Origin of the sequence: Nocardia acidivorans NBRC 108247, from assembly GCF_001625085.1 — a bacterium.
Lineage (GTDB): Bacteria > Actinomycetota > Actinomycetes > Mycobacteriales > Mycobacteriaceae > Nocardia > Nocardia acidivorans.
This window is the reverse complement of record NZ_BDAW01000002.1, coordinates 117,639-143,390: the sequence shown is the minus strand read 5'-3', so window position 1 is coordinate 143,390 and position 25,752 is coordinate 117,639. Positions and strand designations below refer to the sequence as shown.

At 67.3% G+C, this 25,752-nt stretch carries 18 protein-coding genes; 9 read left to right on the top strand and 9 right to left on the bottom strand.

The genetic code is table 11. The annotated features are described in order from the left end of the window. Positions 1–16: 16 nt before the first annotated feature. Both NA10_RS00545 and NA10_RS00540 read right to left on the bottom strand, forming a co-directional pair. Positions 17–325 (bottom strand): DUF6802 family protein, encoded by a 309-nt coding sequence (locus NA10_RS00545; protein ID WP_067561783.1) that lies wholly within the window; start codon positions 323–325, stop codon positions 17–19. Between the two features lie 122 nt (positions 326–447). Then, positions 448–642, bottom strand: coding sequence for a PspC domain-containing protein (locus NA10_RS00540; RefSeq protein WP_067561780.1), 195 nt, complete (start codon positions 640–642; stop codon positions 448–450). 116 nt (positions 643–758) lie between these two features. Here NA10_RS00540 and NA10_RS00535 point away from each other — a divergent pair, with 116 nt between their 5' ends. Continuing rightward, entirely contained in the window at positions 759–2,399 is a 1,641-nt protein-coding gene (locus NA10_RS00535) for an ABC-F family ATP-binding cassette domain-containing protein (RefSeq protein WP_067561777.1), read from the top strand. Positions 2,400–2,469: 70 nt separating this feature from the next. On the opposite strand, the gene glmM is transcribed toward NA10_RS00535, so the two are convergent. The 5 genes from glmM to NA10_RS00510 all read right to left on the bottom strand — a co-directional run bounded on the left by glmM (position 2,470) and on the right by NA10_RS00510 (position 10,415). Further along, complete coding sequence (glmM, locus tag NA10_RS00530; RefSeq protein WP_067561774.1) at positions 2,470–3,837, bottom strand: phosphoglucosamine mutase; 1,368 nt, start codon at positions 3,835–3,837, stop codon at positions 2,470–2,472. 189 nt (positions 3,838–4,026) lie between these two features. Further along, positions 4,027–4,542: a 30S ribosomal protein S9 gene (rpsI, locus tag NA10_RS00525; RefSeq protein ID WP_084514172.1), complete on the bottom strand. Its 516-nt coding sequence runs from the start codon at positions 4,540–4,542 to the stop codon at positions 4,027–4,029. Beyond that, positions 4,539–4,982 (bottom strand): 50S ribosomal protein L13, encoded by a 444-nt coding sequence (gene rplM / locus NA10_RS00520; protein WP_067561771.1) that lies wholly within the window; start codon positions 4,980–4,982, stop codon positions 4,539–4,541. The genes rpsI and rplM overlap by 4 nt, the downstream gene beginning before the upstream one ends. A 201-nt stretch (positions 4,983–5,183) precedes the next feature. Next, positions 5,184–7,580 carry a hypothetical protein gene (locus tag NA10_RS38380; protein WP_245676925.1) on the bottom strand — a complete coding sequence of 799 codons (2,397 nt, stop codon included), beginning with the start codon at positions 7,578–7,580 and terminating at the stop codon, positions 5,184–5,186. A gap of 84 nt (positions 7,581–7,664) precedes the next feature. Then, complete coding sequence (locus NA10_RS00510) at positions 7,665–10,415, bottom strand: FHA domain-containing protein (RefSeq protein WP_067561769.1); 2,751 nt, start codon at positions 10,413–10,415, stop codon at positions 7,665–7,667. Positions 10,416–10,670: 255 nt separating this feature from the next. On the opposite strand from NA10_RS00510, the gene NA10_RS00505 reads away from it, so the two are divergent. Next, positions 10,671–12,116 carry a neutral zinc metallopeptidase gene (locus NA10_RS00505; protein WP_067561767.1) on the top strand — a complete coding sequence of 482 codons (1,446 nt, stop codon included), beginning with the start codon at positions 10,671–10,673 and terminating at the stop codon, positions 12,114–12,116. Positions 12,117–12,122: 6 nt separating this feature from the next. Here NA10_RS00505 and NA10_RS00500 read toward each other — a convergent pair whose 3' ends face one another. Continuing rightward, positions 12,123–13,631, bottom strand: coding sequence for an FHA domain-containing protein (locus tag NA10_RS00500; protein WP_067561765.1), 1,509 nt, complete (start codon positions 13,629–13,631; stop codon positions 12,123–12,125). A 201-nt stretch (positions 13,632–13,832) separates the two neighbouring features. Between NA10_RS00500 and NA10_RS00495 the strand changes: the two genes are divergently transcribed. The 6 genes from NA10_RS00495 (at position 13,833) to NA10_RS00470 (ending at position 19,968) form a co-directional block, all read left to right on the top strand. Further along, positions 13,833–15,032 (top strand): DUF7373 family lipoprotein, encoded by a 1,200-nt coding sequence (locus NA10_RS00495; RefSeq protein WP_067561762.1) that lies wholly within the window; start codon positions 13,833–13,835, stop codon positions 15,030–15,032. Between the two features lie 79 nt (positions 15,033–15,111). Next, positions 15,112–16,671 carry a serine/threonine-protein kinase gene (locus NA10_RS00490; RefSeq protein WP_067561760.1) on the top strand — a complete coding sequence of 520 codons (1,560 nt, stop codon included), beginning with the start codon at positions 15,112–15,114 and terminating at the stop codon, positions 16,669–16,671. A gap of 33 nt (positions 16,672–16,704) precedes the next feature. After that, positions 16,705–17,919, top strand: coding sequence for a DUF7373 family lipoprotein (locus NA10_RS00485; protein ID WP_067561756.1), 1,215 nt, complete (start codon positions 16,705–16,707; stop codon positions 17,917–17,919). Between the two features lie 16 nt (positions 17,920–17,935). Next, on the top strand, positions 17,936–19,147 hold the full coding sequence (locus NA10_RS00480) for a DUF7373 family lipoprotein (protein ID WP_067561753.1): 1,212 nt from the start codon (positions 17,936–17,938) through the stop codon (positions 19,145–19,147). Between the two features lie 143 nt (positions 19,148–19,290). Continuing rightward, positions 19,291–19,620, top strand: a complete 330-nt coding sequence (locus NA10_RS00475; protein ID WP_067561750.1) for a WXG100 family type VII secretion target — start codon at positions 19,291–19,293, stop codon at positions 19,618–19,620. A 45-nt stretch (positions 19,621–19,665) separates the two neighbouring features. Continuing rightward, positions 19,666–19,968 (top strand): WXG100 family type VII secretion target, encoded by a 303-nt coding sequence (locus NA10_RS00470; RefSeq protein ID WP_067561747.1) that lies wholly within the window; start codon positions 19,666–19,668, stop codon positions 19,966–19,968. 182 nt (positions 19,969–20,150) lie between these two features. Here NA10_RS00470 and eccCa read toward each other — a convergent pair whose 3' ends face one another. Next, positions 20,151–24,170 carry a type VII secretion protein EccCa gene (eccCa, locus tag NA10_RS00465; RefSeq protein ID WP_067561746.1) on the bottom strand — a complete coding sequence of 1,340 codons (4,020 nt, stop codon included), beginning with the start codon at positions 24,168–24,170 and terminating at the stop codon, positions 20,151–20,153. Between the two features lie 87 nt (positions 24,171–24,257). Between eccCa and eccD the strand changes: the two genes are divergently transcribed. Next, a complete protein-coding gene (eccD, locus tag NA10_RS00460) occupies positions 24,258–25,745 on the top strand; it encodes a type VII secretion integral membrane protein EccD (protein ID WP_067561743.1) in 1,488 nt (495 codons plus the stop codon). The last annotated feature ends 7 nt before the right edge of the window (positions 25,746–25,752 follow it).

Sequence of the window (25,752 nt, the reverse complement as noted above, 5' to 3'; positions counted from 1 at the left end):
GAAACCCCTGGTTCGGCTATTTGCCCAGGCGGCCTTCGTCTGTGCGAATCCACTCGGTGGACCCGTCCGGATGGTGATGGAATTCCCAGGCGGAGTAGTCGCCCCCGCTGTCCACGACGGTGACATGGTCGGCGTAACCGTCGTGGTCCAGATCCGTCCACACGTGCATGGCGTTATCGCTGCTGGTGGTCACGGTGTCGAGTAGGCCGTCGCCGTCGATGTCCTGGGTGGGGTGTTGTAGCTCGATGGCCCCGAGCGCACCGAGTTCGGTGTGCGAGTCGAGTTTCGGCAGATCCAGTCCCGGCAGATCACCCGATGTGACCATATGCGCTCCTCCGCGATGACGTGGTTACCATCCTGTCATCCGCGCATCGGCCACGCAGCACCTTCATACCGATTGTGGATAACTCTCAGCTGTGGACAACTCGCCGAGAGCACCCGAATCCGTCAGCGCTTGGGGATCACCACCCACAGAATCAGGTACAGCACGAACTGCGGCCCAGGCAGCAGGCAGGAGAGCACGAACAAGATCCGGACAAGTCCGGCACTGATACCGAAGTATTCGGCGAGCCCGCCGCAGACTCCGGCAATCCACTTGTCCTGGCTCGAGCGGGTCAGACGCTTGGTGGTCGGTGTAGTCATACCTCTACTTTCCGCACTTCGGCCTCATCGCACATCGGTCCCCCGACCCATTCCGACCCTGAACTTCGGTAGGGGCGGGGTCAGGGTGCAACCCCGAACAGGGCAGAATCGCGCAGGTGAGCACCACTCTGCATGCGCGCGGCCTCGCTGCCGGACACGGCGAACGCACCCTCTTCGAAGACCTCGATCTCGTGCTGGCCCCCGGCGATGTGATCGGCCTGGTCGGGGTGAACGGCGCCGGAAAGTCCACCCTGCTGCGCATGCTCGCCGAGGGAAACGCCCCCGAAGGCGAGATCACCCTCAGCCCGCCCGATGCCACGGTCGGCTATCTCGCCCAGGAACCCGAGCGCGTCGAGGGCGAGACCGTGCTGGAGTTCCTGCGCCGCCGCACCGGCGTCGGCGAGGCCCAGCGCGTCATGGACGCGGCCGCCGAACGCCTGGCCGAGGGCGGCGACGACGAGTTCTCCCCCGCCCTCGAGCGCTGGCTCGCGCTCGGCGGCGCGGATCTGGAGCAGCGCGCCGAGGAGGTCTCCGCCGATCTCGGTCTGACCGACAGCCTCCCGCACGGCTTGGACACCCTCATGACCGTGCTCTCCGGCGGTCAGGCCGCCCGCGCCGGATTGGCCTCGGTCCTGTTGTCCCGCTTCGACATTCTGCTGCTGGACGAGCCCACCAACGACCTCGATCTGAACGGCCTGGACCGCCTCGAAAAGTTCGTCACCGGCGTCCGCGAACCGCTCATGGTGATCAGCCATGACCGAGAGTTCTTGGCGCGCACCGTGAATCGCATTGTCGAACTGGACCTGGCGCAGCAGCAGGTCGGCAGTTACGACGGCGGTTACGACTCCTATCTGGAGGAGCGCGAGATCGCCCGCCGCCACGCCCGCGAAGCCTATGACGACTTCGCCGACACCAAGGCCGGACTCGAGGCGCGTGCGGGCATGCAACGCAATTGGATGGAGCACGGCGTCCGCAACGCCCGCCACAAGAGCAAACAGGATTCCGACAAGTTGGGCCGCAAGGCTCGCGCGGAGGCGACCGAGAAGCAGGCGGCGAAGGTCAAGCAGACCGTCCGGCGCATCGAACGCCTCGATGCGGTGGAGGAGCCGCGCAAGGAGTGGGAACTCCGCATGGTCATCGCCGCCGCGCCCCGCAGCGGCACGGTGGTCGCCACCCTGTCCCAGGCGACCGTCACCCGGGGTGAATTCACCCTCGGCCCGATCACCCTCCAGGTCGACTACGGCGACCGCATAGTCCTGACCGGAGCCAATGGCGCGGGCAAATCAACCCTGCTGTCGCTGCTGCTCGGAAAAGCCCGGCCGGATACCGGATCCGCCGCACTCGGTTCGGGCGTGGCCATCGGCGAGGTCGATCAGGCCCGCGGCCTGTTCCGCGGAACCGACACGCTCGCGGACACTTTCAGCGCCGAGATCCCGGATTGGCCCGAGGCCGAGGTCCGCACCCTGCTCGCCAAATTCGGCCTGCGCGGCCCCCATGTGCTGCGCCCCAACGACACCCTCTCCCCGGGCGAACGCACCCGAGCCGCCCTGGCCCTGCTACAGGCACGAGGCGTCAACCTCCTGGTCCTGGACGAGCCCACCAACCACCTCGACCTGGCCGCCATCGAGCAGCTGGAACAGGCGGTCGAATCCTTCACCGGCACAGTCCTGTTGGTCACCCACGACCGCCGCATGCTCGACAACGTCCGAGCCACCCGCCGCTGGCACCTGGAAGCCGGCAAACTCACCGAGGACTAGAACGATGTGCAGGTAATACCGCTGGTAAACCCCGAGAGGCCACCCGCGTGATTACATGCACATCGAAGGCTCAGACCGCGGAGACCAGCTTCGCGAGGTCTTCGGCCAGGCGCTGGGCCTGGACGGAGTCGGCGGCTTCCACCATGACGCGCACCAGTTGCTCGGTGCCGCTGGGGCGCAGCAGGATTCGGCCGGTATCGCCCAGCAGACGCTCGCCTTCGGCCACCGCGTCGAGGACCTCGGGCGCGGCCGCGACGGCGGCCTTGTCCGAGACGTGCACATTGATCAGCACCTGCGGAACGGTCTGCACCACGGCGGCGAGATCGGCCAGGGTGCGGCCGGTTTCGGCCATGCGGGCCATCAGTTTCAAGCCGGTGAGGACGCCGTCGCCGGTGGTGCCGAACTGCGGCAGCACGACGTGCCCGGACTGTTCGCCACCGAGGTTGAGGCCGCTGCGGCGCAACTCCTCCAGCACATAGCGATCACCGACGGCGGTGGTGCGCATGGCGATTCCGGCATCGCGCATGGCGATATGCAGACCGAGATTGCTCATGACGGTCGCGACGAGCGTGTTCTCGGCGAGCTCACCGGCATCGCGCATGGCGAGCGCGATCACCGCCATGATGGCGTCACCGTCGACCACATTGCCCTCGGCGTCGACGGCCAGGCAGCGGTCGGCATCGCCGTCCAGGGCCAGTCCTAGATCACCGCCGTGCTCGCGGACGGCGCGCTGGATCTGCTCCAAATGCGTTGAGCCGCAACCATCATTGATATTCAAACCGTCGGGATCGGCATTGATCGCGATCACGGTGGCGCCGGCCTCGCGCAAGGCGGCGGGTCCGACCTCGGAGGCCGCGCCGTGCGCGCAGTCGACCACCACGGCGAGTCCGCTCAGATCGCGTCCGGTGGCCTCGACCAGATGCTCCACATAGCGCTCGTGGGTGCCCTCGAGGCTGTACTGATCGGTCGCGCCGAAGAGCTGACCGGGCTTGCCGAGCACGCGTCCGATGGCGCCGCCGGTCGGCCGGCGGTAGCCGCCCTCGGCAATGAGCGCTTCGATGCGGTCCTCGACGGCGTCGTCGAGTTTGTGGCCACCGGCGGCGAAGATCTTGATGCCGTTATCGGGCATGGGGTTGTGCGAGGCGGAGATCATCACGCCCAGGCACGCGTCGTAGACGCCGGTCAGGTAGGCCACGGCGGGGGTGGGCAGTACGCCGACCGAGAGCACGTCCACACCCGCGGCGGTCAGCCCGGCGGTGACGGCCGCTTCGAGCATCTCACCGCTCGCGCGGGGGTCGCGCCCGACCACGGCGAGCGCGCGCTTCTTGCCCCGGCTCAGAACCTGTGCCGCGGCGGCGGAAACGGCAAGCGCCAGTTCCGGACTCAGCGACTCATTGGCGAGCCCGCGGACTCCGTCGGTGCCGAACAAACGTCCCATTACCTCACCCCTGATCGGTAGATACAGCACGAGAGCAGACCCCGGCCCATTCCGCCCTCGCGGGCGGAGTAGGCGCAACGATGACGAAAACCGTTGCGGGGAGCCTGCTCTCGTACAGGTTGCCGTGTAAACCGTACCGTGCCCGACCCGGAATGGGGGCGGGCACGGTACGGGCCGACGGCAGAAAAATCAGCGCTTCGAGTACTGAGGCGCCTTACGGGCCTTCTTGAGGCCGTACTTCTTGCGCTCGGTGGCACGCGGGTCACGAGTCAGGAAGCCGGCACGCTTGAGGGCGGGACGATCCTCCGGGGTGACCTCGATCAGGGCGCGAGCGATCGCCAGGCGCAGCGCGCCGGCCTGACCGGACGGGCCGCCGCCGACGAGGCGCGCGAAGATGTCGAAGGACTCGACACGCTCGACGGTCACCAGCGGCGACTTGACGAGCTGCTGGTGCACCTTGTTCGGGAAGTAGTTCTCGATGGTGCGACCGTTGAGCACGAAGTTGCCGGTACCCGGCACCATGCGCACGCGGACCACGGCCTCCTTGCGGCGGCCGACGGTCTGGATCGGACGGTCGATCAGCACCGGGGCGAAGGTCTCCTCGGAGGTGTACTCGGCCTCGTAGCCGTCACCCTCCTCGACAACCTCGACGGTGGTGTCTTCCACGACGAATTCGTCGTCGTTGAATTCCTCAGGAGCGGTCACTGGGCAACCTGCTTGATCTCGAAGGGAATGGGCTGCTGAGCGGCATGCGGGTGGTTCGGGCCTGCGTAGACCTTCAGCTTGCCGCCGATGCTGTTACCCAGCTTGTTCTTCGGGATCATGCCCTTGACGGCGCGCTCGACCAGACGGTCGGGGCGGGTGTCCAGGATCTGGCCGACGGAGCGGGACTTGAGACCGCCCGGGTGCCCGGAGTGGGTGTGGATGAACTTGTTCTCACGCTTGTTGCCGGAGATGGCAACCTTGTCAGCGTTGATGATGATGACGAAGTCGCCGCCATCGACGTGCGGAGCGTAGGTCGGCTTGGTCTTACCGCGCAGCAGGTTGGCCGCTGCGACGGAGAGACGGCCGAGCACTACGTCAGTGGCGTCGATGACGTACCACTTACGGGTCACGTCACCCGCCTTCGGGCTGTACGTAGGCACAGTCGTTCCCTGTCTGTCGTATGTGGTGCCAGCCAGGCATTCGGTCGGATGACCCCGGCGGCTGGTGGAGACCCGGGACCCGTGGTACGACCGGGGAGAACCCAGGCAGCACCGAACGCCAAAAAGACACGGTACCAGTGCGTTGTCACCGGCCTGAAACCGGGCGAGGTGCGATCGAGCGCACATCGCCGCGGAAACGGCTCAGATCTGGACCGGCGGGCCCGGGTCCCCGCCGCGGACCGGCCCGGGGACCGTGTAGCGCAGGGTGTCGATGCCCAGGGTCAGGCAATCCAGGTGTTCCGGATCGTCGATTCCCGAGACGCCCGGGCGCGGGGCGTTGGAGGCCGAGGGGGTGATAGCGCAGACCTGATCGATCAGATGGGTATCGAGCACATCGCGGATGGTGAAGTGGGTCGTCAGCGCGGACAACTCGAGCGGCTCGCTGTCGGAGTGCATGCCCATCGCGCCGAGCGCGGCCATGCCGATGATGATGGGGGCGCCGAAACGCTTGCCCTTCATCTTGTTCCACAGCTTGCTCCGGCGCTTGTGCTCCCCCTCGCCGGATGCCGAATCAGACTGACCGGCACTGTCTTCCGGCATCTGCGGATTCGACTGGCGCGACCCACTCTGCGGCATCGATCCACCGTACATCGCACCGGCCTGACCAGGAGCGTTTCCGGAAGGACCGGGAAAGTTCGCACCCTGCTGGCCGTAGCCGCCCTGACCGTATACGCCGCCCTGCTGGCCGTAATTGCCCTGTCCGGACTGGCCGTACCCCGGCTGCGCGGCACCCTGCTGCCCATAACCGGACTGCCCCTGCGGGCCGTAACCCGGGCCGTACTGCACCACCGGCGGATTCGGCTGCGCCGCACCCGGATTCGCCGGTCCACCGGACTGCTGGCCGCCGGTCGCGGACTGCTGAGCGCCGGACGCGGGCGGCTGCCCGCCCGGGTACTGCTGTTGCTGACCGGTCGAATACTGCTGCCCGCCACCGGGATACTGCTGCCCGGCAGCGGGATTCGGCTGATTACCGGACGGCCACTGCGGTCCGCCGGGCTGGCCGTAGCCCTCTGGGCCGGGCGGCTGGCCGCGGCCCATGACCGAGGTCATCTGATCATCGGCGGGTGTGCCCGGCGGCCGGGTGAAACGGCCGCCCACACCGGCCAGGCCCGGCGGCAGTCCACCGCGCGAGGCGGTCGGAATCTGCGCCGCGTCCTCGGCGGTGATGCGCCGCGTCTCACCGGCATCCGCGCCTGGCTGCGCGCCCTGTGCGGCGGCCGGAACCGGATTGGTCGAGGGCAGTGTGCCCGAGGCGGGCAGGGGGCTGGTCGGCGGCTTCACCCCGGTCTGCGGTTGCGGACCGGTGGAAGGCCCTGCCGGGCGCGGAGATTCGGCCCGCGCGGCACCGGAGCCACTCGGCTGCACGACCTTTCGCGGCCCCTGGTCCACCGGCCGCGCCTCCGCACCACCGACGGGCGCTTCGGCCGCGGCCGTTCCCGGTTTCGCGGGCATACCGGGCTGCACATGCGCGCCGGGCTGCCCGGACATACCGGGCCGCGGGGGCGTCCCGGGCGTACCGGCCTGCGCGGGCGTACCGGGCTGCGCGGACGTCCCGGCCTGCGCCGGTGCTCCGGACTGCTGACCGTGCCGCGGGTAGTCGCCCGTCGGCGGGCCGACCCGGCCACCATGATCGGCGTGCCGGGGCATGGCCGAACCCGGTTGCGGGATCTGGGTTTCCGAGCGCGCGGCCACCGCCTCGGCACTGAGTTCACTGTCATTGACCAGCAGATGCGTGGCCCCGAGCACCAGCGCGTGCATCGGATGGTCGGCGACGTGGAAGCGATGTCCGAGATGATTCTGGAACGCCAGTCGCAGGGCGTCGTTGAAGCAGACGTTCCCGGCCAGCAGCACGGTGGAGGTGTCGGCATTGATACCGCGTGCGGCGGCCATCACCTCGATCACCACATTGTCGGCGGCGCGCGCGGAGTGCAGCGCCTCGGCGGTGATGGGCACGCTCACCGATTCGGTGGGCGCCTCGTCATCGCCGTGCACGGCCACGACCAGGCAGTCGCGTCCGTCCGAGTAGACGCCGGTGGCGCCGACCTCGGGTCCGCGGCCCGGCGGCCGCACCAGTCCGAGCGCCCGGATGTAGCCCGACAGCGCCACCGACTCCGGCAGCGCCTCGGCGACCACGCCGAGCTGTTCGACCAGTCGAATGAACTCGTCGACCTTGGGGTCGGGCCATTCGTCCGGGAACGGTACGGCCAGCACATCGGGCGGCCCGCCCAGGTGTTCGGTAACCGCGGCCAGCGGATTGTGCATGCGCGCCCGAAAGACCAGGTCGGCGGGCCAGGTCGCGCCCGCCACCACGATCTGCGGGTGGCCGAGGATATCGCGCACATCGGAGATGGCGATGCCGACGTCGGGTCGCCGGTCCACGCCCGCGGTGTGCAACCGACCGGACGCGTCCGCGAGGAGATAGGCGGGCGGTGTGTAGGTGCCCTCGACCTGGATGGGACGGATCGACGCGCCGCCGCCACCGGCGGCCACGGACACCACGTCCCAGCCGAGATGCACTGCCCCAACTCGAGCTGTCACAGCCATCAGTGTGCCTGTTCGCCGGAGGAAGCGCGCGACTCCCCGTTCACTCCGCACCCTTTCGCCCGGTCATGGCACTCCCGGTCATGATGCGGACTTCTTCAGGCGCAGTCGCGACCAGGTGAGCAGCGACAACACCACGGTCAGCACCAGCAGTATGCCCGCGTCGAGGTACCAGATATTCGCGGTGTGCTTCCACAGCGCGTCGGCCTGCGCACTCGGGAACAGTTCGCGGATATTCACCGTCGACGCACCGGCGGCATAACCCCAGCGGGCCGGGAACAGCCACGAAACCTGTTCCAGCACAACGCGGCCGGTGACCGGGATCATGCCGCCCGCCATCACCAGCTGGCACATGATGATGACCACCAGCAGCGGCATCACCTGCTCATTGGATTTGGCGAGGGTGGAGAGCAGCAGGCCCACGACCACACAGGTGACCGCGGTCAAAGCGATGTCGATGTACAGCTCGGCACTGCCCGCGGACAGCACCGCCCCCGGTCCGGGCCGTTTCTTGCCCGCGAGCACGATGCCCATCATGACGCCCGCCTGCAACAGCGCGGCAATGCTGAAAACCACCACCTTGGACATCAGGTATGCGCCGGAACGCAATCCGACCGCGCGCTCGCGGTGGTAGATGGCGCGCTCGCCGACCAGATCACGCACGGTGAGGGTGGATCCCATGAAGCAGGCGCCCAGGATCAGCACCACCAGCAGCTGTTGCGCCTCACTGCCGCCGGTCATGACGAAGGACCCATCCGGCATCTGGGTGAAGCCGCCCTTCTGGAAGCCGTTCTTGCCCGGCACCACCAGGGAGAGCCCGCCCAGTACGAACGGAAGTATCAGCAGGAAGGCCAGATAGCCGCGATCGGCCAGGATCAGCCGCAATTGTCTGCGCGAGAGCGTCGAGAACTGTTTGAGCGGACTGGATTTGGGCGGCTTGGCCTTCTCCACCGGTTGTACGGCCTGCGGCGGCGGCGCAAAGGCTTGGCGGGAGCGGAAATTGGCGAAGGCGCGGTCCGGATCGGCGGCGACGCGGGTGAAGATCTCCGCCCAGTCGCTGGTGCCGAGGAAGTCGCGCACACTGCCCGGATGTCCGGCGAAGGCGGTCTTACCGCCGGGCGCCAGCAGCAGCACCTGATCGCACATGTCCAGGCAGGCAACCGAATGCGTGACCACGATGACGGTGCGCCCGGCATCGGCGAGCTCGCGCAGCATGGTCATGACCTGCCGGTCCAGCGCCGGATCGAGACCGGAGGTGGGCTCGTCCAGAATCAGCAGCGACGGACCGGTGAGCAGTTCCATGGCCACCGAGGCGCGCTTGCGCTGACCGCCGGAGAGCCGATCCACCCGGGTGTCCGCGTGCTGGGTGAGCGAAAGTTCCGCCAGCACACCGTCGATGACGCGCTGCCGGTCGGCCTTGCTGGTGTCGGGGGGCAGGCGCAGTTGCGCGGCGAAGCCGAGCGCCTGTTTGACCGTCAGCTGCCGGTGCAGCACATCGTCCTGCGGCACCATGCCGATGCGCGAGCGCAGCGCCTCGTACTCGGCGTGCAGGCCGCGGCCCTCGAAGGTGACCACGCCCGCGGAGGGCTGGGTCGTTCCCGCGATGAGTTTCGACAGCGTCGACTTGCCCGCGCCCGAGGGTCCGATGAGCGCGGTGAGGGTGCCGCGCCCGGCGGCCATGTTCACATCGACGAGCAACTGCTTGTTGCCCTCGACGGTGAAGCCGACACCGTGCACGTGCAGGCCCTGTTCGGCGGCCGGGCGCTCACGGCGCACCAGCGTGCCCTGCTGCACCTCGAAGTCGACATTGCCGATGGTGATGATGTCCCGGTCGCGCAGCACCGCGCGCTGTTCCCGGCGGCCATTGACGAAGGTGCCGTTGGCCGAGCCCAGATCCTCGATGGCCAGATTGCCGCGATCGGAGATCAGGCGCGCATGCCGGCGCGAGGCCAGCGGATCGTTGACCACGATCTGGTTGTCACTGGTACGACCGATATGCAAGCCGCCCTGCGGGATCCGGTCCGCGCGCGCGGCCGGACCGGTGGCGGAGCGGGCGCGCACCGGCGGTGCTGCGGCCACGCTGGCCTTGGCGGTCATATTGATGTTGTCGGGGACATCCGGGTGCAGCGGCATGGCCGGTTGCACGGGCTGCGGGGCCGACTGCTGCGCGTGCGCGGGTATGCCCTGGGACGGCGGCTGCGCGGAACGCGGCGGCTGTGCGGATTTGGGCGGCTGACCGTGCGCCGGGATGCCCTGGGACGGCATCCCTTGCGCGGGCATCCCCTGGGACGGCATGCCCTGCGCGGGCATCGCATGCGACGGATTGCCTTGCGCGGGTTGCTGTCCCGAGCGCGGCGGCCGCAGGTAATTGATCGGCTGCTGCCCCTGCGCGGGCCGCTGCACCGGCTGCTGCGCCGGGGTCGGCGGCCGATGCTGCTGCGGATTCGGCGGCTGCTGGAAGTTCTGCGGCGGCATCCGGCGCTGCTGCGGCGGTACCGACGGCGGAACCTGCTGCATGCCCACGCGCGGAATCAGATGCAGCAGTGGCCCGGTGATGGCATCGCCCAATCGCACCTGCACGGGCCGGTCGATCGGGATCGGCTGGCTCAGTCGCCGCGCGTCCACGAAAACCCCATTGGTACTGCCGTTGTCGGCGAGCACCCACCCGTTGCCCCGCCAGGCCAGCGTCGCATGCACCCGGGAGACCAGCGGGCTGTCCACGAACAGCGTGACCTCCGGCGCCCGCCCCATGGTGATCTGCTGGCTCGCGTCGAAGACCCGATCGGTTCCTTCATGACGCACGGTGATCTGCTGCGCCCCCGGTGAAGACATGGCCCGGATACTACCGTCTGCGCCGCTCAGAGCCGCAGGAGTAAAAAGACCAAGACTGACCGGTCTGTGCCGCACCGGATCAGCTGCGCGAATCCGGTGCGCCGACTCGATCGCAACCGATCCGAGGCCCCGGTTACCCGGACAACGAACAGGGCGTTCGGCGGATAATATGCGTGAGGCTCGGACGGGGTGTGCTGACCGCGGAGCCCGGTTCCGGGGAGGAAACGGCCGGCAGGTGAGGGAGAAGACGTGGGGATGCGCGCACGCCGGGCGACGGTGGCCCTGGCCGTTCTCACGCTCCTGGCGGTGGTGTTGAGCGGCTGCACCCGGGAGGTGCGCGGGCGCGCGGTGTCGATCTACGACGACCCGTTCAAGGTCGCCGGACTGCCGACCACCAGCGGACCCAACGGACCCCGCACGGGCGCACCGGATTCCACGCTGTCCGCCGCCAACTCCGACGGCGGCGAGATGGACAAGCTCGTCCTCAACGCGCTCGACGATATCCAAGGCTATTGGCAGGCCGAGTACCCGCACGATTTCGACGGCGCGTTCAAACCGGTCGACAAATTCCTGTCCTGGAGCGCCAAAGCCCCGCGCTCACAGGCGGTGCAGTTCTGCGAGGAGACCACCTACCGCCTGGTCAATGCCGCGTACTGCAGCCTCGACGGCTCCATCGGCTGGGATCGCACCGTCCTGCTGCCCACCGTGCAGGAGACCTTCGGCAAGATGGCGGTGGTCATGGTGCTCGCCCACGAATACGGGCACGCCATTCAGACCATGGCCAATATCGTCAGCCGCAAGACCCCGACCCTGGTCAAGGAACAACAGGCCGACTGCTTCGCCGGGGCGTTCATTCGCAATGTGGCAGAGGGCAAGTCGAGGCATTTCACCATCAACACCTCCGACGGGTTGAACGCGGTGCTGGCCGCGACCGTGGCCATTCGGGACGACAATCCGAGCGATCCGGGCAGTGTGCACGGCTCGGCGTTCGAACGCGTCACCGCGGTGCAGATCGGTTTCACCGACGGCGGCAAGGGCTGTAAGGGCATCGACTCCAAGGAGATCGACCGGCGGCGCGGAAATCTGCCGCAGTCCTTCGGCAATGACAGCACCAATGGCCAATCCGAAGTGGACAGAAGCAATCTCGACGAACTGTCCAAGGCGATGGCCGACATCATGCCGATCAAGAAGGAGCCCAGGTACAGCTTCGACGGCGCGAAACTGAACTGCAGCAATGGAAAAGACACCGAACCGGTCACCTACTGCCCGGCCGACAACACCATCGGCACCGACCTGCCCGCCCTGCATGATCGCGGTGTGCCCAATACCGGTGAACAGGATGGGTTGCCGGTCAAGGTGACCGGCGACTTCACCGCCTACGTGGTCTTCATCTCGCGGTACGCACTGGCCGTGCAGCAGAGTTCCGGCCAGGCGCTCAAGGGCGCCAAGACCGGTCTGCGCGCCGCCTGCCTGGCGGGTGTGATCACCGGAAAGCTGGCCGATCCCAACCGATCCAAGGCCAATGGCAATATCAGCCTCTCCCCCGGCGATCTCGACGAGGCGGTCTCCGGCCTGCTCACCGACGGTCTCGCCGCCAGCGATACCGACGGCAAAACCGTCCCCAGCGGCTTCTCCCGCGTCGACGCCTTCCGAGCGGGTGTCCTGGGCAACCAGAACACCTGCACCTCCCGGTATTCCTGAGCGGACCTACCCGAACGGTGGCGGCGCGACCGGCTCCAGGCGCAGCACCCGATTGCCCAGCATGATCTCCGCTCCCGGGATCAGGATCATCGGCTGATTCGCTTGCAGCCGAACCCAATCCCGGTATCCCGGCAGCCGCACCCGGGTGCCGTTGGTGGAACCCCGATCCACCACGGTGACATCCCAATTGATCAGCCGGATCTCCGCGTGCGCGCGCGACATGCCACCGGAGGAATCGTCGATCTTCAACGGCACCAGCCCGGCCCGCGCCGCCGCGGACTGCTCCGGATCCCGTCCGACGACCGCGTCGGCGGCCAGCATGTACGTCATCCCGTCATCGAGGACGAGCATCCCCAGCGGCGGCCGAATCACCTCGGCGATCTGCTGGGTCTGATCCACCGGCATTCCGCACACCGAACAGAACGCCGACCGCGGATCGCTGGGATGCGCACGCGCGCACTTGAATCCGAGCACCTTGAAGGTGAGCGCGGTCGCCTTGGCCGTGGCCTCCAACCGCCGCTGCAGACTCGGGTCCGGCTTGGGTGCGGGATTGGTCCCGCCCATCTCGGTCGGCGCGCGATGCGGGTCGTAACCCTCCGCACCGTCTATCGGTCCCGGTTCGACCGGCATTCCGTACCCCGGTCCGGTGGACTGCGATGCGCGCTGCGGGTCGTAACCCTCCGCACCGTCCGTCGGCCCCGGTCCGACCGGAGATCCGTACCCCGGTCCGGTGGACTGCGATGCGCGCTGCGGGTCGTAACCGGCGGTGGCGGCATCGGATTCGAGCGGCGCGTCGAAATCCGGGTCCAAGCCGACGGGTATCCGATTGGAGGTGCGCGTGGGAGTGAGGTTAGGGTCCAGCGGAATTCGCTCGGACTCCGGATCGAAGGCCGCGGTCGGCGGCGGGATCTCGGCATTGGTCGGCTGGTCGTCGCCGAACCGCGGGCCGGGCGCGGACCGGCGCGGCTCCCAACTGCGCGCGGGTTCACCCTCGAACCAGACGATCGCACCGCCCGCCTGCGCGATTCCCGCTGTGAGCGAACCGATTCCGCGCTCGGGCAGCTCGGGTGCGCGGTGTGCGGAATCCTCGGCGAACAGGGCCGCCGCGACCGCGGGATGGGCGGCGACGCGATCCACGGTGAAGGCGGCGTCACTGCCGCGGTAGTACTCCACGGTCCGGCCCGACAGCACGGCGGTCACCGAACCATGCAGGAAGATGGCGACGCCGCCGTTCTCCGCGGCGGAGAGAATCCCGAATTCGATCGGGACGCCGGGCGAAATGCGCTCGGCCTCCTTCATGAGCCAGCGGGTGGCCTGGCGCGCGATGAGCCGCCCCGGCCCCTCGGGCGCCTGCTCGGTGGTCTCGAGCACCAGATCGGCGAGCGCCCGCCCCGCCACGGCGGCACGCGAATCACCGTGCACCGCTCCGCGTTCGCGATGCGCGACCAGGATGACCGCTCCCGCCGCCCGAATGACCACGTGCGGACCCGCGACAACCTCGACCTGCCGATCCATCAATGGAACCGGCCCCCGGTACTCGCGCGGCGCGGGATGTTCAGCACACCGACCAGGTTACGTTGCCGCTCCGCGTTGCGTCCGGGCCGCCATCTCGCGATGAGGGGTCGACGGCAGCACTCCGGGTCCGGCGATCTTCGACCCGCTCGGCGGCGTGCGCGTTACTTTGGATGCACCGTACGGGAGGAACGAGGACCTGACATGGTTCGGAATTCACGGAGACCACTCTTCGCCGCATGTGTTTCGCTCACCGCCCTGGTGCTGACCGCCTGCAGTGTCAGCGGCACCCCGACCGCCGCTGAGCTCGATGTCCGCAAGCTGGAGGTGGGCGGTTATCCGGTCGACCGGCACACCTATGCGCAGGACGCGGGTTCCCACGGCGCACTGCTGGAGGGCTTCCGGATGTCCGATGCCGTGGTGCCGAGCGTCAAGATCGACTCCACCCTGGTCTTCGGCGGCGGCGGGCGCGCCACCACCGATACCGCGGACGCCACCAAGATCGGCCTGGCCGCCACCTCCCAGCCGGTGCTGGACCGCAATCATCTGATCACCGCCTTCGCCGCCAGCGGCGCGGACCGGGCGGACGGCGCGAATCAGACCGGGGCCACCAGCGTCACCGATATGGTGCTGCGCTTTGCCGATGACAAGACCGCCGCGACCGCCGCGCGCGAACTCGAGGACGCCGATTTCGGTGTGGCCCCGGATCTGAACAAGAAGCTCACGCTCGGCCAGTACCCGAACGCGTATATCCATTGGCGGCCGGGCATTCCGACGATCGGCGCGTTCCTGCCCTATAAGCAGTACGTCATCTCGCTCTTCATCGAGCGGCCCAAGGCCGAGGAGAAGGATCTGCTGGATTGGGTGCGCAAATCCTTCGACGCGCAGGTGCCGCTGCTGGACAAGTTCACCCCCACCCCCGAGGCCAATCTGACCGCGCTCAAGGTGGATCCGAACAATCTGCTGGCGCGCACGGTGATCAAACAGCGCGGTCCCGGCACCCCCGACCCCAAGGAGTTCGCCGTCTACGGCGGCGCCAAGATCGTCCACAATGCCAATAACGAGGCCAAGGTCGCTCAGGCCGTGACCGACAGCGGTGCGGACGCGCTGGCCACCGTCGGCTCCGCGTGGCTGATCCGCACCCGGGACGATGCGGGGGCGCAATCGCTCATGACCGCCCTGCTCGCCGATGAGACCGACCACTACGACAGCGTCCCCGCCCCCAATGACGTGCCCGGCGCGAAATGCGTCCGACTCAACAGCAAGGGCGACGGCGATACCGAATTCAAGAATCGCTGCTATGTCGCCTACAAGCGCTATATCGGCGTCGTGAGCAGCGATGACGAACCCGATGTGCGGCAGAAGGTGGCGGCGCAGTACGCGCTGCTGGCCAACAGCCTGTAGCCGACCGCGCGCTGGGAGCGGCGCGCGCAAGTAAGCTCCCCCTGCAGTAGTTGTACCAAGATCAGGGGGAGTTTCAGCCATGGCGATGAGCCCGGGCACCATCGTCGGCGGCTATCGGATCGTCCGTGTCCTCGGGTCCGGCGGTATGGGCACCGTCTATCTCGCCAGGCATCCGAGTCTGCCGCGCATGGACGCGCTCAAGGTCCTGTCCCCCGATCTCTCCAACGATCGGGAGTTCCGCGGACGCTTCGAGCGTGAGGCCAATCTCGTTGCCGGACTGGACCATCCGAATATCGTCTCGGTGCACAATCGCGGCGAGGAAAATGATCAGCTCTGGATCGCCATGCAGTACGTCGAGGGCACCGATGCCTCGGCGGAGGTCAAACGCGATCCGGCGGCGATGAATCCGCTTCGCGCACTGAGCATTATCACCCAGGTCGGCCGGGGCCTGGACTACGCCCATCGAAAAGGCCTGCTGCACCGCGATATCAAACCCGCGAACTTTCTGCTCACCAGCGTCGACGGTGAGGACGAGCGCGCACTGCTCGCCGATTTCGGCGTCGCCAAATCCACCGAGGACACCACCGAACTCACCCAGGCCGGCAGCTTCGTCGCGACCATCGCCTACGCGCCGCCGGAGCAGTTGGCGGGGGAGGCGCTCGATCATCGGGCCGATCTGTACAGCCTGGCGTGCTCGTTCTACAAACTGCTGACCGGCCAGAACCCGTATCCGGGAACCCAGCCGGCGCTGGTCATGATGGGCCATCTACACGAACCGCCGCCACGCGTCACCGCGGTGAATCCGCATCTGCCCCAGGCGCTGGATCATGTTTTCGCGCGAGCCCTGGCCAAACAACCGGCCGAGCGTTTCAACTCCTCGCGTGAGTTCACCGACGCCGCGGCGAATGCGCTGACGCCCGGCTTCAATCCGGTCTCCACCACGACCTCGCCGACCTACCCGATTCAGGTCGCCGCGCCCGCCATACTCGGCAGGCCAGGTGAGATGACCAGTCACACAGCGCTTTCCGCGCCGACCGGCGGCGGTGGCGGCCGCAAGGGCCTCTACCTCGGCGTGGCGGCGGCGGGCGTGGTGGTGGCACTGGCCGTCGGGATCAGTGCGGTGGTGTTGCGCGGCAACCACTCCGACACTCCGGCCACACCAACCGCCGCCGTGGCCACCACCGCCAACCACGAACCACCGTCGATACCCAGGGCGCGCGCGGACAATCCGAGCTTCGCGGGTAAGACCATCACCGTGGTCGATTACGCGCAGCAATCGGTCTCCGGCACGTACTCCATCTATCTCGCCGGAAGCGAACAGGCGAAATTCATGGAGGCGCTCGGATTCGTCTACAACCTGCGGTATCAGCCCAGGGGCGACGAGATCTCGCCCCGCCAATCGACCGGCTGGGGTTCGCTCACGGTGACCGACGATTCCTATATCCTCGCCGTCCGCAGTGATGAAAAGGCCGGCGGCGGTGGACAGCTCGGGTTGCCCAGTGAGATCACCAGTTCACACGCGGTGGTGATCCCGCTCGACGATCCGGCCGCGGTGGCCGCCATGCGCAATTGGACCGCCGAGTCGGAACAGACTCTGCTGAACAAATTGGTTCCGGTGCTACACAACCGAATCAAGTAGGACGCGCCCGAAAACGGGCTGGGGAGGGGAAATATGGGAAAGCTCTGCCGAATGGCGGTCGCCGTCACGATGACGGCCGCGATCGCCCTGACCGCCGCGTGCGGTTCGAATTCGGATGCGCAAGCGGATCCGGTCGTCGACTTGGCCGCGCTCGATGTGGGAAATCAGGTCACCACGCCCAAGTTCTACGGTAAGCCGGTCGATATGGATCAGGCCAAGCTGGTGGAGGCGATGCGGCTGGCAGGCTATATCCCGCTGCCGTCCCAGGTCGATCCGGAGGTGAAGTTTCCCGCACAGGCCATGAGCGCGGTCGTGCGCACCTTCGTGGACCTGAGCTCCGCCGCGATACACCATCGGACCAACGCCGATCCTGCCGTATTGCAGGCCGCCGCACCGGGATTCATGAGCGGCTTCGTCACCAGCGGCAAATCCGACGAAAAGATCAGTCTCTCCTACGAACTGGAGAATCTGGTGCTGCTCTTCACCGATGAGCAGTCCGCGGCCGCCGCCGCACCGGCGCTCGCGCGGGCCGATTTCGACAGCACCCCGGGCGCGCAGCACCTGACCATCGACAAGTACCCGGCCGCCTCGGCGCTGGTTGACAAGTCCGATGGCGGACCCGTCCGATCCTGGTACGCCACCGGCAGATTCGTCATCCTCACCTATCTCTTCGACAGCGTCATGGCGGAGATCAAAGAGCGGGATCTGTCGAAACTGGTGGCCCGGGTGCAGCGCAGCCTGGATGTCATTCCACCCGCCATCGCGAAATTCCCGGCCACACCGCTGGACAAACTGATGGATATTCCGATGGACCCCGACGGGGTCCTGGCCCGGGCGCTGCCCACCGTGCTCGCCGACCCCTCGCAGGCCGGGGTGCCCGGAATCTACGATCGGCACGGCGGGCTCCAGGTCGTCCAGGGCTCGGACGAGGAGAAACTCTTCGACGAGGCGGGCGTGGACCGGGTGGCGTGGAAGGGCAACTACATCTACCGCGCCCGGGACGCGGCGGGCGCGGCCAGGATCGTCGAGGCGCACAGCGCGACCTCGCGGCTGTTCCGGTCGGTGGCGTCACCGCCCAATCTGCCGAATGCCAAGTGCCGCAAATACTCCGGACCGGCCTTCGCCGCCATCAGCCACTACTGCTTCGTCTCCTACGGCCGCTATGCCGCGGAGGTGTCTGCGAATCAACTATTCGACGCACAACAGCGGATTGCCGCGCAGTACGCCATTCTGGTCAATGCGCACTGAGAAGGGGGTAACTGTAATGCGTACCGGGGGAATTCGCGGCGCGGTCCTACTGCTCGCGCTATGCACCGCGGCCGGTTGCGGATCGGGTATCGACGGCACCGCGCGGCCGGGTGAAATCGATGTGCGGACACTGGATGTCGGCAAATATTCGACCGCACCGCTCGAGGAGCGCTACACCTATTATCCGGATCTGGGCATGGGGTTGAATCTGGCGGCCATGCGGCTCGCCGATCATGTCGCGAACGGTCCGGAGATCGATGCGAAACTGGGTTACGGCACGGGAATGAAGGCATTCGTCGATTCCGACGGCGCGACCAATCTCGCGGAATCCGCTCGGCCGGTGCTGAAGGCGAACGGCATGCTGTTCGGCGTCTCTGCCAGTAATTCGGAGAAACCGCGCGCCAAAGGCGAAAAGCTGCCGGAGAACACCACTTTCACCGCGCTGACCGTCATCCAGTTCGCGGACCCGGCCGCGGCGACCAAGGCGGCCGGGGAGGTGGAGGCGGCCGATTTCGGCTTCGCCGCGGAGGCCAATCAGCCGCTGACACTGTCGAAATATCCGGCGGCGCACGCGCATTGGCGACCGGGCGTGCCCACCATGGGTTCCACGCTGGCGCACGGCAACTACGTGGTGAATGTGATGGTGGGCGTGAACAGCCCCGATACCGCGCAGCTGACCGCGCTCAGCGAGCGCGTGTACGACGTCCAACTGGCACTGCTGGACGGGCTGCCGCCGCTGAGCAAGGAGGGTGCGCTGCGCCTGCCCTACGATCCGGACGGCATGCTGCGGCGCACCTTGAACCCCAATGCCTTCGGAATGCCGGATGTCACCAGCCAGTTCGTCTCCGAATCACGCGGATTCCTGAATCAGGTGGGGGATCAGGGACATTGGACGCGCATCATCAACGACGCCGGTATGGACCGATTTTCCCTCAGTATGGATATGTCGAACAGATCGATGCTCTATCGCACGCGCGACGGGAAGGCAGCGCTCGTGCTCGCCGGGGTGATTCTCGACCAGACCTATCCCGGTGCGGCGGACGCGCCCGCGGCACTGCCGAATGCCAAATGCGGAGAAAGCCCCATAAAGGACGATTACTCCACGAAGCGTTATCGGTGCGCGGTGGCCTATGGCCGGTATGTGGCAACCGTCGAGGGCGATCAGTTGAGCGATGCGCATCAGCGGGCGAACGCTCAGTACGCATTGCTGGCAAATAGCACCTGGTAATCCTCGTGTGACGTACGCACTGGTCAGCGGGACCAATCCTTCGGTAGTGTGCTGGCGAATTGCTGTAACAGGGGTGGAACCGTCGGGCTATGACCCTCGTCCAATCTTGTAGAGGTCGTCCGCACGAATCGAGAGGAGGCACCGTGGCCGGTGCATTCGAAGCCAGTAATGAGCTCATCCAGGCCAAGGCCCAGGAGTTCAAGAAGACCCACGACATGCTCATGCACGCCATCGCCGACCTCAAGCGCGATGAGGACAATATGACGGTCGGCTCGAACTGGCAGGGTGGGGCGCGGGATGCCTTCAACGCCTTCATGGAGCGGTACTACTTCCAGGCCGACAAGCTCAACGACAAGTTGATGCAGACCGCCGAGAATCTGATCAAGGTCGGCTCGCAGTACGAGGACCACGACCAGGACTACAAGTCGCAGATCAACGCGCAGATCTCCAGCCTCGACCTGCCGCCGGTGTAATTCCCGGTCCGGCCCTCATCCCTCCCGACGACAAAGGACACCACCATGGCAGCAGCCAACGGCCAGGTCATCTCCGCCCATTTCGAAGGCGTCGCCGACGGCGCCAACTCGGTCATCCGCCGGGCCGAGCACATTCGCGATCAGCTCGAAGCCTTCCACCGCAGCGTGGAGGAGTTCGTCACCAACAACTGGAAGGGCTCGACCAACGAGGCCTTCGCCGATATGCAGCGCATGTGGAACACCCACGTCGCCCAGCTCAACGCCACCCTCTCGGGCGCGGGCACCCTGGTCCGCACCGGCAATGCCGAACTCCAGGCCAAGGACATCGCCCTCGCGGGCCTGTTCTGACCACCCCAGGCAATACAAGCCGAGCGCGCCCCGGCAATAGGGCGGGTTCATGCGGTCGTCGCAACACTCTCGATCGAGAGGTTGCGGCGACCGTGTCGTTTTCAGGGGATGTGGCCCAGTTCGGCGAGCGTTTGGTTCGGCCGGTCGATGCCGGGGCGCGTTCCTGTTCCTGTCAGTGTGGATCAGGCAGGTGGCAACCAGCCCAATTGGATGAGGTCCTCGCCGGAGCGGGTGACGTAGGTGCCGCGGCCCGGGGGCATGAGCGAGGGGCGGGTGTTGCCGAAGAGGATGCCCTCCTCGCGGCTGGCGCTCATGATCAGCGCCGCGGAGTTGAGCTCCTTCATGCGGTTGAGCGTGGCCTCGTAGAGGGCGCGGCCCGCACCGCCGGAGCGGCGCGCGATGATCAGGTGGAAGCCGAGGTCGCGGGCGTGCGCGAGATGATCGACCAGGGCGTGCAGCGGATTCCCGGTGGCGGTGGCGACCAGGTCGTAATCGTCGACGATGACGTACAGCTCGGGCCCCTTCCACCAGGAGCGGTCCCGCAGTTGCTGGGGCGTCACATCCGGGCCGGGCATGCGCTGGGTGACATACGCGGCGAGATCGGCCATCTGCCGGGTGAATTGCGGTGCGGTGGAACCGTATCCGGCCAGATAGCCGTCCGGAACCGTCCCCAGCATGGTGCGCCGGTAGTCCCCCATGATGATGCGCGCCTGATCCGGGGTGTTGGTCGCGCAGATCGACTGGACCACCGAGCGCAGCAGTGTGGTCTTCCCGCTCTCCGAATCTCCGATGATCACCAGGTGCGGACTGGTCGCGAAGTCCAGATACACCGGGGCCAGCGCGGATTCATCGATACCGATCGGGAACCGCAGTGTCGGGCGGCTCGGATCAATCGACCCGGTGCCCGCCACGGCGAGCAACTCCTCCCGCGGCAGGCGCGCGGGCAGCATGCGCACGCGCGGTGCGGGCCGCCCGGGGGTCCGCTCGGCGATCAACGAAACAGCCTGGGCCACACCGATTCCCAGGGTCGCCGGATTCGGATCGCCGTCCACGCGCGGCAGGGCCGTGAGCATGTGCAGCAGATCCGCGGTCATACCGCGGCCGGGCCGGCCCTGCGGAACCAGTGCCGCGAACTTGCGCCCGAGATCGGAGTCCATCGGATCGCCGAGCCGCAATTCGATCCGGGTGCCGATCTGATCCTTGAGCGCGGGCCGCGCCTCCGGCCAGCGGGCGAGCGAGATCACCACGTGCACACCGTACGAAAGACCCTGCACCGCAAGGTTCATGACGGTCTGTTCCAGCGCCTCGAACTCCTGCCGGAAGGTGCCGTACCCGTCGATCACCAGGAAGGCGTCCCCGAACTGATCCTCCTGGGCCCCCTGCGCGGCCGCGCTGGTCCCCGGCTCCACCGAACGCAATCGCCGGAATTCGGCCATGGATTCGATGCCGAGCTGCCGGAATCGCGCCTCGCGCTGCCGCACAATGGTCACCATCTCGGCGACCGTGCGCCGCACCTTGTCCCCCTCCATCCGGCTGGCGACGGTGCCGACGTGCGGCAGCCCCTGCAGGCCGATCAGGGTGCCGCCACCGAAGTCCAGCAGATAGAACTGTGCCTGTTCGGCGGTGTGCGTCAACGACATTCCCATGACCAGCGACCGCAACGCCGTCGATTTACCCGACTGCGGCCCGCCGACCACCGCCACATTGCCGCGCGATCCGGACAGGTCCACCACCAGCGGATCGCGCCGCTGATCGTAGGGCCGGTCCACAATGCCGATCGGCGCGCGCAGGGTGGCGATGGGATTCCAATCCCCGGTGAGCACCGAACGCGGCGCCAACTGGTCCAGGGTGGGCGCGTCATCCAGTGGCGGCAGCCAGATTTCGTGCGCGGGCCGCCCGTGCTCGCGCACCCGGGACACCAGCATCTGCAGCGTGGAGACCTGATCGGCCTCCGGCGGCTGCTCCACCTCACCGAGCTGAACCGGCAGCGGGATACGGTCCGCCGCACGGAAATCCACCTGGGTGGCGGTGAAAGGCCGGGCGATGACATCGATATCGCCGTCGACCGCGTCCTCGGCGACCTCCCGCTGCGAACCGACGCCGATATAAGGCCCCGACACATACGCCGACTGGAAACGCACAATCTCCCCGGAGTCCGACTTCAGATAGCCGCCACCGGGATTGCCGGGCAGGTTGTAGGCATCCGGTACGCCCAGGACCTGCCGGGATTCATTGGCGGAGAAGGTCTTCAACCCGATCCGATAGGACAGGTGACTCTCCAGCCCCTTGAGCCGTCCCTCCTCCAACCGCTGCGACGCCAGCAGCAGATGCACGTGCAGCGATCGCCCCAACCGCCCGATCATGGTGAACAGCTCCGCGAAATCCGGGTGCTGGGACAGCAATTCGGAGAATTCGTCGAGCACCACGAACAGCGCGGGCAGGGGATCCAGATCCGCCCCCGCCGCACGCGCCTTCTCGTACTCGGACACATTGGCGAAATTGCCTGCCGCCCGCAGTACCTCCTGCCTGCGGTTCATCTCACCGGCGAGCGCGTCCCGCATGCGCTCGACGAGATCGGCCTCCTCCTCCAGGTTGGTGATGATGGCCGCCACATGCGCGACCCCTTCCAGGCCGAGGAAGGTCGCACCGCCCTTGAAGTCCACCAGCACGAAATTCAGCTGATCCGGCGAGTGCGTGGCGATGAGCGAAAGCACCAGCGTCCGAAGGAATTCCGACTTGCCCGAACCGGTCGCGCCGATGCACAAGCCGTGCGGCCCCATACCGCCCTCGGCCGCCTCCTTGATATCGAGCACCACCGGCAGCCCATCCGCACCGACGCCGAACGGCACCCGCAGGCGTTCGCGCCCGTAGCGCGGCTGCCAGGCGCTCTGGGGATTGAAGGCGCCGATATCACCGAGACCGAGCAGCTGCGACCAGCTCGAAATGACCTCGCCCTCTTCGCCTGCGGACTCCCCCGCGCGCTGTGCGGGGGCCCGATAGGGTGCGAGTCGCCGCGCGGCCTGTTCGGCCTCGCGCGCGGTGATCCGGTCGATGACCGCGAACCGCTCCATGGCCCCGGACGGCCCGCGCCCGGCGCACTCACCGTGCTCCACCAGCATCTGAATCCCACGCGAGGCCGACAATCGCGGTGCGTAACCGCACAGATCGACAATGGTGACGCCTTCGAACCCGTTCTCCCGCAGCGAATCCTCCTCGGACTCGAGCAGTCCGCCGTCCACCACCAACACGATCTGCACCAGGTTCGGATTGGGCGGCTGATTGCGCGAATACCGCGCCCGGTTGTACAGCAGCGGAGCCAGTCCGGCGTGTGCCTGCCGAATCGATCCGTACACCATGCGCGCACTGCCCACGCCGTCCTGGGAGTCCGGATGCTGGGTGTGCGGCAGCCATTTCGCCCATTCCCATTCGCGGGCGGTGTCCGGTCCGCAGACGACGGCTATGAGTACCTGATCCGGCCCCTGGAACATGGCCAATTGCAGTAGCATTGCCCGCGTCATATCGCGGGCCTGTGCCCGGTCCCCGGTGAGCTGCACGCTGGCGAAGCCCTTCACCGCGAGCGCGGTGGGCAGGTCCGGGACCGTCGAATGGGTCCTGACGAAGCGCCTCAGCGACACCGCGGCTATCGGCTCCAGCTCCTCCACCGGACCGGTCTCCGGGGCCACCAGCCGGGTGGCCAATCGCTGACTGCCCAGGCCGATGCGGGCATGGCAGAAATCCTTGTCGCCGGGGCGTCGCTCCCACATGCGCGTGGTGCCCGCGAGCATCCAGATGAGCCCGGGTTCGGGATGACTCCACTCCACCGCGGCGCGCTGCTGCCCGGCGGTCTCCCGCACATCGCGGCGCACCTGATCCAGATAGCGCAGATAGTCCTTGCGATCCTCGTTCGCCTCGGCGGCCTTCTGTCCTTTACCGCCCTGACCCGCGTACATCCCGACCATGGAGAAGACCATCATCATCGGGAACATCAGGCTCATCGGATTGCCGGCGATACCGCTGCCCGAGGTGAACATGAGGACGACCATGCCCAGCATGCCGACGCCCATGACCACCGGCATGAGCTTGCCGAACAGGTTCGCTGGAATATTGCGGGGAATCTCCGGCGGCGGCTGTAGCGTCACCTCACCGCCCGGTGAGCGCGGAATCTCTCGGCGTGGACGGCGCTGGAAACGGACGGTGCTCATCGCGTGCTGAAGCCCCCCTCGAAGGTCAGGATTGCGGGCTCAGTGTACGGCCGGCGACCGCTATGCCGTACAGTCTGGTCAGCAATTATGCGGACCGGGTATCGCACCGAACCGTTTGGGGGCACCAGGGTGACACATGTGGACGACGCTCGCGGAATCGTCCGCGCGCCGGATCTGGCCCGCGTCACCCTGCTCGCCAAACACACCCAGGTCGATATGGCCATTCCGGTGGATGTGCCGGTCGCCCTGGTCATTCCGAGCGTGGTCGATATGGTCGCCCAGCACAGCCTCGCCAATGACTTCGACAATGACGGCGAGCAGTTCGAACCACACGAATGGGTGCTGGCCCGCATCGGGCAGCCGCCGCTCTCCAATTCGCTGAGCCTGGCCGAACAGGGTGTGCGCGACGGCGAACTGCTCATGTTGGAGAGCGCCGAGCACACCGCGCCCACCCCGCTCTTCGACGACATCATGTACAACGTCGCCATTGCCGATGCCGAGCATTTCCGCGGCTGGACGCCCCGTACCGCACGCCTGACGGGGTCGGTGCTCGCGGTGCTCACCATGCTGACCGGCTGCCTCGGTCTGCTGGCCGCACCGGATGCGGTGCCCGGGTGGGTCGGCGGCGCGGTGGCGCTCTTCGTGGCGCTGCTGCTGGTGGTGGCGAGTACCGTCCTGGCCCGCATGTACGGCGATACCGGGAGCGCGCTCGTCCTGGGCGGTTGCGCGCTGCCCACCGCTTTCAGCGCGGGGATGCTGTTCGTACCCGATCACTACGGCTGGGCCAACCTCCTGCTCGGCGCCGTATTGACCGGTGCGACAGCGATTCTCGCCTGGCGGGTCAGCGGTGTCGGCCTCGGATTGTTCATCGGCGCGACCACCCTCGCGGTGTATCTCATACCGGCGGCGCTGGTGGGCCTGCTCACACACCTGCCGACCAAGGCCGTCGGCGCGGGCGCGGCCGCGCTCGGCCTGGCCGGATTATCGCTGGCCCCAAGGCTTTCCATGCTGCTGGCGAAACTACCGCTGCCGCCGGTGCCCGCACCCGGCACCCCGATCGATCCCACCGAGGACGATCCGGACGACCATCGCGCCCTGCCGAGCCTGCCGGCGCTGCGCGCCAAATCCGAACGGGCACGCGAATATCTGGCCGGACTGGTCACCGCCACCTCGCTGGTGGTGGTCGCGGGCACAGTAGCCGCCACCGATCCGAACGCCGACGGCGTGTGCTGGCCGGGGCTGGCGCTCGCCCTGGTCTGCGCCGCCGTCCTCATGTTCCGCAGCCGCACCTACGCGGGCGCCGAACAGGCCGTGGTGCTCATCGCCGCGGGCGCGGCCATCCTATTGATCCTGTTGGGCGGCGCGGCCTTCCTGATCCGTCAGCCGCTCACGGTCTTCGGGGCGGCCCTGGTGCTGCTGGTGGCGGCGCTGGTGCTGGGCATCATCGTCCCGCGCCAGCAGGCCACCCCGCCCATGCGCCGGGCGGTGGAACTGCTCGAATACGCCTTCGTGGCCGCCGTTGTGCCGCTGGTGTTCTGGGTGACCGACCTGTATTCGCTGGTGCGCGGGTTGTGAAGCACGG

Excerpts from the sequence above, each read along its gene's own strand:
- NA10_RS00545 (WP_067561783.1), bottom strand. The coding sequence starts at position 325 with ATGGTCACATCGGGTGATCTGCCGGGACTGGATCTGCCGAAACTCGAC.
- NA10_RS00540 (WP_067561780.1), bottom strand. The coding sequence starts at position 642 with ATGACTACACCGACCACCAAGCGTCTGACCCGCTCGAGCCAGGACAAG.
- glmM (WP_067561774.1), bottom strand. The coding sequence starts at position 3,837 with ATGGGACGTTTGTTCGGCACCGACGGAGTCCGCGGGCTCGCCAATGAG.
- NA10_RS00510 (WP_067561769.1), bottom strand. The coding sequence starts at position 10,415 with ATGTCTTCACCGGGGGCGCAGCAGATCACCGTGCGTCATGAAGGAACC.
- NA10_RS00505 (WP_067561767.1), top strand. The coding sequence starts at position 10,671 with ATGCGCGCACGCCGGGCGACGGTGGCCCTGGCCGTTCTCACGCTCCTG.
- NA10_RS00500 (WP_067561765.1), bottom strand. The coding sequence starts at position 13,631 with ATGGATCGGCAGGTCGAGGTTGTCGCGGGTCCGCACGTGGTCATTCGG.
- NA10_RS00495 (WP_067561762.1), top strand. The coding sequence starts at position 13,833 with ATGGTTCGGAATTCACGGAGACCACTCTTCGCCGCATGTGTTTCGCTC.
- NA10_RS00490 (WP_067561760.1), top strand. The coding sequence starts at position 15,112 with ATGGCGATGAGCCCGGGCACCATCGTCGGCGGCTATCGGATCGTCCGT.
- NA10_RS00485 (WP_067561756.1), top strand. The coding sequence starts at position 16,705 with ATGGGAAAGCTCTGCCGAATGGCGGTCGCCGTCACGATGACGGCCGCG.
- NA10_RS00480 (WP_067561753.1), top strand. The coding sequence starts at position 17,936 with ATGCGTACCGGGGGAATTCGCGGCGCGGTCCTACTGCTCGCGCTATGC.
- NA10_RS00470 (WP_067561747.1), top strand. The coding sequence starts at position 19,666 with ATGGCAGCAGCCAACGGCCAGGTCATCTCCGCCCATTTCGAAGGCGTC.
- eccCa (WP_067561746.1), bottom strand. The coding sequence starts at position 24,170 with ATGAGCACCGTCCGTTTCCAGCGCCGTCCACGCCGAGAGATTCCGCGC.
- eccD (WP_067561743.1), top strand. The coding sequence starts at position 24,258 with ATGCGGACCGGGTATCGCACCGAACCGTTTGGGGGCACCAGGGTGACA.